The organism is Kribbella sp. VKM Ac-2568 (assembly GCF_004345365.1).
Lineage (GTDB): Bacteria > Actinomycetota > Actinomycetes > Propionibacteriales > Kribbellaceae > Kribbella > Kribbella orskensis.
On record NZ_SLVF01000031.1, the window covers coordinates 1 to 6,110 of the forward strand.

The 6,110-nt window shown below is 62.6% G+C and carries 5 protein-coding genes and 2 pseudogenes; 2 read left to right on the forward strand and 5 right to left on the reverse strand.

The features are described 5' to 3' along the window. Nucleotides 1-110: 110 nt before the first annotated feature. The 5 genes and pseudogenes from EV648_RS42215 to EV648_RS42235 form a co-directional block, all read right to left on the reverse strand. A pseudogene (locus EV648_RS42215) lies at nt 111-466 on the reverse strand (IS701 family transposase); the annotation flags it as partial. A gap of 323 nt (nt 467-789) precedes the next feature. Then, nucleotides 790-1,080, reverse strand: coding sequence for a PaeR7I family type II restriction endonuclease (locus tag EV648_RS45560; protein ID WP_158294243.1), 291 nt, complete (start codon nt 1,078-1,080; stop codon nt 790-792). A gap of 27 nt (nt 1,081-1,107) precedes the next feature. Then, a complete protein-coding gene (locus tag EV648_RS45565) occupies nt 1,108-1,317 on the reverse strand; it encodes a PaeR7I family type II restriction endonuclease (protein ID WP_132302100.1) in 210 nt (69 codons plus the stop codon). 38 nt (nt 1,318-1,355) lie between these two features. Beyond that, nucleotides 1,356-1,781: a hypothetical protein gene (locus tag EV648_RS42230; protein ID WP_132302102.1), complete on the reverse strand. Its 426-nt coding sequence runs from the start codon at nt 1,779-1,781 to the stop codon at nt 1,356-1,358. Between the two features lie 10 nt (nt 1,782-1,791). Continuing rightward, the gene (locus EV648_RS42235) at nt 1,792-3,483 is read right to left on the reverse strand and encodes a hypothetical protein (RefSeq protein WP_132302104.1); all 1,692 of its coding nucleotides are present in this window, start codon (nt 3,481-3,483) and stop codon (nt 1,792-1,794) included. A 299-nt stretch (nt 3,484-3,782) separates the two neighbouring features. Between EV648_RS42235 and EV648_RS42240 the strand changes: the two genes are divergently transcribed. Together EV648_RS42240 and EV648_RS42245 are read left to right on the forward strand one after the other, a co-directional pair. Next, nucleotides 3,783-5,411, forward strand: coding sequence for an IS1634 family transposase (locus tag EV648_RS42240; protein WP_199235158.1), 1,629 nt, complete (start codon nt 3,783-3,785; stop codon nt 5,409-5,411). Between the two features lie 517 nt (nt 5,412-5,928). Further along, a pseudogene (locus EV648_RS42245) lies at nt 5,929-6,110 on the forward strand (hypothetical protein); the annotation flags it as partial.

Genomic DNA, 6,110 nt, shown 5'->3' on the forward strand with positions numbered 1-6,110 from the left:
CCATCAGGGGCCTCCTTCGTCGTGAAACGCGAGCAACCCCAGCATCCGCCGGGGGACCCACGAGGAGCGGAGGCCCCGCTCCTTCATCACATCAGCGCGATCAGAGAACTTTCTTGTGGTGCTGGGTTTTCGGTTCGCTCGGTCGCGGCGACGGAGGCGAGGAAGGCGTGGGCGAGCATCGCGAGGACGGTCCACCGGTGCCAGCTGGTCCAGCGACGGACCTGGTGCTGGTCGAGCCCGGTGAGGGTCTTGCTTGCCTGGAACGACTCCTCGATCGTCCGGCGTTGGCCGGCGACGCGGACCAGGTCGCGCAGCGGCACGGGTGCCGGCGACCAGCAGCGGTAGTAGGCCAGCTCGCCGGTGGCGTTGTTGCGCCGGATCAACAGCCACCACTGCCCTGGGCGCCGGCATCCTGGGGCTCGATGGTGATCCAGGCCCAGTCGTAGAACCGCGGGCCTTTGGAGCCCTGGTGTTGCAGGCCATCAGGCGAGTCGTGGCCAGCGTGCTCGGCCAGCGTCCAGCAGTTCTTCACCGCCAAATCCGACATCAACCCCGCAACGGCATCCCGCGCCAGCAACCGCGACTCCACCCGCGCGAACCGGCCCGCGATCCGCGCCATCAGGCCGTCGAACTCCGCCAGCCACCCACCGATGTCTATGCTGTTGCCCGCGGCCACCGCCACGTCTTCTGGTTTCCACACAACTCCGGGATGATCACGTGGTGGCGGCTCCATGTCGCGCCACCACGCCCAACATCACGAACTACGGCTGTCGTACTAGGGTTGGGCTCTCAGATGAGCCCGCGGATGTAGGCGACGCGCCCTGCGATCGCCGCGGTCAGATTCTGAGTAGATACCTCCAGCGCCGGTTCGTCGTGGATTCCCTCACCTTTGATCGAACTGATGAGGCAGGCGGCGTCGTAGAGGCGCTCACGGACCAATCGCTCGAACAGCAGCCGATATCTATCCGTGTAGGAAGAGAGGTCACAGGCGGGGTCCGGCGGATAGACAGGCCTTCCCGATCCTTGGCGGCCGTTGTCGAGCCGATTGAGTGTTCGATGACGAAGACGAAGCCCAGCCACGGGCGTACCGATCCTACGAGGCCAGCCTCATAGCACGCCAGAGATCGACACCGCGTTGCCGATCGCCTCTTCTGTCCGGTTGTTAAAGTTGTTTCCGAACGACCCGACCTGCGACTTGCACTCAACGGCGGCGACGAGAATGCCTCGATAGGTCACGATGTCCCACTCCTTGGCCCGTCTGTAGAAACCTGGGAGGGGGATGACGGCGGATCTGCGCACTACGGCGCCCATCTCCATAAGTGGTGTATTGCAGACTCGGCAGGAATGCAAAATGGCTACTTTGGCTGCTCTTTTGCGAAATATCCATTGAATTCCTGCACCAGTAAATCACCTCCCGCGCTAACCAATTGGCCGACAATCGGGTTAACGACGACACTGAGAACAGCGCCCACTAACGTCGGGATGTGAGCCTTAAACCACGATACGATGCTATGCATCCGACTTACGTCGGGCGCGTCTTGGCGCGTGATCGCTGCTTTCAAATCACTGGCCTGTTTCGTGGCATCCTCACGTTCGGCGGCGGTTAGTGCCGTGTTGGCGATCTCCGAGTCGAGTTTTGTGAAGAGCGTGCGCAGCTCCACATTGTCGTCGGATGACAGTCGCGCGACGCTGATCGTCGAATTGTCGCCTTGAAGCACTTGGCTATTGGCGATTTGTGACGCACTGTAGCTCTTGCCGGCGTGGCGTTCTGAATCCTCCATGCTTCGCCTCCTAGGTTCGGACCAATTCACGTTCGACCTCTATTGGGTTCAATTCCGAAGTCTCCGCCTCAGTCTCGGACTCAGCTACGCTCTCGGTCCCAGTTGCCGCCGTTCCTGTACTCGGGAGAAGCGGGTCGGATGGCCGCATTGAAGACGAGCCACCTCCCTCATCTGGCCCGTACCCGGCGTCAATGACGGTCTGCAAGAATTCGTTGCATTCATCAACGGCGCGATCGTTGGCTGTCTGTACATAATGCAATATGGCCGCGCCGAAATGCTCCCGCGCCGACATCCAGTCTTCTCTGCACATAGCGATGACGCCCAGATTCCTGTCTGCCCATGCAACAATATTGCCGTCGTCCAGCGAGCTACCTAGTCGAGCAACTGCGCTGGACAACCGTCCCCATCGATCGATATAGCCCGCGGTTGCTAGTTGCGCGGCCAAACGCTCGGCGGTCGGCAGCATGGCGTCCCTTATCAAGCGGGGAACTGCCCCATAGGGATGCACGGCGAACCATTCGAAGAACTCGAGTGCAAGGTCGCGCAGGTCGGGCCGGTGAACGAGATCCTGGCCGTTTAGAAACTCGAAGAGCACAAAATGTCGGATGCGGTCGTCGTAGGTCGAGATGAGTTTCTTCGGCCAAGGATACGTGTAGCGAGGACTGTGTGCATCAAGCTCAGCCTGAAGTGCGAGGTCGGCCGCTATGGTGCCCGCGTCTGGCAGCTTCGTAAGCTGGGTAAGGGCGTCCACCGGAACTGGACTGCAAAATGATTGGATCGTCTCTAGAACAACCTGGCGCTCATCGGCGGTGTATTCCGGCTGCGGGACTCTTCTTGGTGAAAGCGCCTTTGATGCGGCTCGTATGCAACGTCTAGGGTTGCCGCGCGACTCGGCCAATATGGCGTCCAGAAGCTCTTTTGTAAGCGCCGACTTTGGGACATGTAGGATCTTGCATTGCTTCCTCACCATCCTGCTCAGGTATGCGTCATCGAGGTCGCCAACGAAAACGCTGTTGGCAAAGGATCCGACTATGCTTTCGTCTAGAGTCAAGAGGACGGTTGAATTGGCAAGCGCGGTATCCAAAGTCCGAAATTCCGACTCGCTTAGGGTGGGATCGTCGAGCAGGAAGAGCGCGTCGATATTGCGCAACTGAATTCGCATTGTCTGCGTTGAGGGCTGAACTTTCCAGGGGACATTAATATCCCAGAAGATAGCCCAAATCTGGTAGAGCAGATCATCAAAGCTGATATCCCGGGCGTTCATATACGCGAAGCCGTCTGCAAATCGAGCCGGATAACGTTGTTGTAGATCGTAACCTAATTGAGCGAGAAGTGACGATTTCCCAATTCCGTACTCGCCAAATAGCTCGATCATGCCCGGTTGGTCGGCTCTGCATGAGGATCGTTCGCGGCGTCGATCAAGCAATGTGTACTTTGATTGGCGCAGGTCAACTGACCCCGGGCGCCGTGCAGGCGGTGGTAGATTCGTTTGTGCACTGAGCAGAACCGGACCGCCTGAGGCCATGTTGATGGTCGTTGGACCAATCGTCACCCTGTTGTCCGTTACAGTGCTGTTGTCGCCCTGAAGTACGATCGCGTCATGCACGTCGCTGGCGCGATGCTTGGTCTGATCCCTGTCAATCTCGTTTGGGTAGTCGGCGCTCGGCGCAGGCCCGCCTGAGGTGTCGGCAGACGAATCCATCCTCGGCTCCCCCCATGCGCAGCAAACTTCCCCCTTCTTCAGCATGGTGCGCCGCCTTGCCAATGCGCACAAGAGAGTCAGTCGAAGTAGGGTTGTTGGAAGCAAATGTTCGCTTGAGACTTTTGATTGCCTGCGCATCGTGCGCGGGGATTTTCCTTAGGAGTTGGGGCAGCAGATCATCAGACCTGACTCGTGCCATCCCGTGCTGACTTGACGGTCGGCAGGCCGGTGACCTGCGTCTTTGCCGCTGAGGTCGGGCAGCTTTGGTCACTAAGATCCTGCTTGGATAGCCTGCCTGGGTGGCGTCGCGGTTTGTGCGGAGGGTTCGGACCGCGTCCGGAGCGGTCGCGGTGCAGATCGTGTCCAAGGTGCGTGGCGTCGTGGTGGAGGTCGAGCACATCGGGTCGGCGCATACCGATGTCGAGTTGGCGCTGTTGCTCACGGCGGCACGTGAGCGGCTGCATCCGGGCCAGGGTGAGCTCGACCTGGGGCCGCTGCCCGAGGCCGCGGTCAGTACCGAGGATGTCGCGGACTGGACGCGTCGGTCTGCCGGGGAGCTCCCGCTCGGCTCGACGACCCCTGGTGCGGGGGCCGGTGAGCGGTCTGGTGGTCGTCGGCCGGCAGCGGCCGGCGGCGGACGGGTGGTTGGCACCGCCTCGCTGCTGCTATGGGGCGTGCTTGAGGCCGCGTACGACCGGCTCGGGTTCGGTGTGGCGGCCGATGAGGCGTTCAAGGCGCTGGTGCTGGCGCGGATCATCGAGCCGACATCGAAGGCGGACACGCTTCGGGTGCTCAACGACATCGGCGTGGCTGGGCCGTCGCTGCGCACGATCTTTCGTTCCTTGGCCAGGTGCATCGAGCGGGACTACCGCGACATCTTGGCGAAGGCGTGTCTGGGCCACTCCGCGTCGACGGCAGCGGGGCGGGCATCGCTGGTCCTGTACGACGTGACCACGCTCTACTTCGAGACCGAGAACGAGGACAACCTGCGCAAGGTCGGGATGAGCAAGGAACGCCGGGTGGACCCGCAGATCCAGGTCGGGCTGCTGGTCGACCCGGCCGGGTTCCCGCTCGAGGTGCACTGTTTCGAGGGCAACAAGGCCGAGACCCGCACCCTGATCCCTGTCCTGCAGGCGTTCCAGGCCCGGCACGGGGTCACCGATATGGTCGTGGTCGCCGACGCGGGGATGCTGTCCGCGAGCAACCTGAACGCCCTGGAGGACGCCGGGTTCGGGTTCATCGTCGGGTCCAGGATCACCAAGGCGCCCTACGGCCTGGCCGAGCATTTCGACCGGCACGGGGACTACTTCACCGACGGACAGATCCTCGAATCGAGCAGGGTAATGGGCACCGGCAAACACGCCCGGGAACGGCGGATCGTCTACCAGTACTCCTTCAAACGCCGCAAGCGCGACGACCGTGCCATCAACGCGATGGTCGAACGGGCCGAGAAGGTCGCCGACGGCACCCGGCCGTTGAAGAAGGACCGGTTCGTCAAGCTGGACGGCGCCAACCGAGAAGTGAACTGGGACCTGGTCGACCGGGCCCGCCAGCTCGCCGGGCTGAAGGGCTACGTCACCAACATCGCGACCACCACGATGACCGGGCACGCCATCATCGGCGCCTATCACGACCTGTGGCAGGTCGAGCAGTCCTTCCGGATGGCCAAGACCGACCTGCGCGCCCGGCCGATCTTCCACCATCAACGCGACTCCATCGAAGCGCACCTAACCATCGTGTTCGCCGCCCTCGCGATCAGCCGCCACCTCCAAGACACCACCGGAGTCTCCATCAAGAAGCTGGTCAACACGCTGCGCCCCGCCAGGTCCGCGACGATCCAGATCAACGACCAGCTGCTCACCCTCGATCCCGACATCCCCCCAGCAGCCCGAGAACTGCTCTCCGCGCTGGAGCATCCAGGTAACTAAGCCAAGTGGCACGAGTCAGGTCAGATCGCACGCCTTGTGGTGGGCGGGCGTACACGACTCGATCCTGTGTTGCGGCCCGGTGGCTCCTTCTAGATCAGGGCGCCTTCGGCGCGCGGACCGGACTGCGGGCCGCGCTCGGGCGCCGTCCTCGCCGGGTCCCAGCAGCAGGATGCTTCCTTCTCCACACGATCCCAACGGCCACGAGCCGCCGCGTGGCGTCTGGCCGCCGGCTCGCACTGTCCCTTGCTTCGCGGACGCGGCGACTGGCGTAGTCGCGGGCAGCGGCTTGCTCCCGGTGCATGGACCAGGTCGCTCATGTAGCGGGTGCCACCGTAAGTGGGGCGTCGGGTCAGTGGCTGGTCAGGATCGCTGGCCGATTGCGGGCGTGGCTAGTGGCCCGAGTTGGCGCTAGCGGCCGTGCATACACAACGCGGAGATTAGCGGCTCTTCGCAGTTGAGGGTGTAGCGGCGGGCGGCGCGGGGGCTGTGGCCGGGTAGGGGTCGAGGTCTCCCGATGATGGGGGTTTCCTACGCCGCCCATCCGGAAGACCTCGACGTGCTTCACGCTACCTTCACCAGTCCTGACCTGACCACGTTCTGCCGCCTTGACGAGCTCGGCCTCGAAGTTGTCGGTCAGCGGCTCGAGCCGGACCGTGCCGTGCTGGCCTGCCGGGTGGTCGAGTCCGACCGATGGTTCGG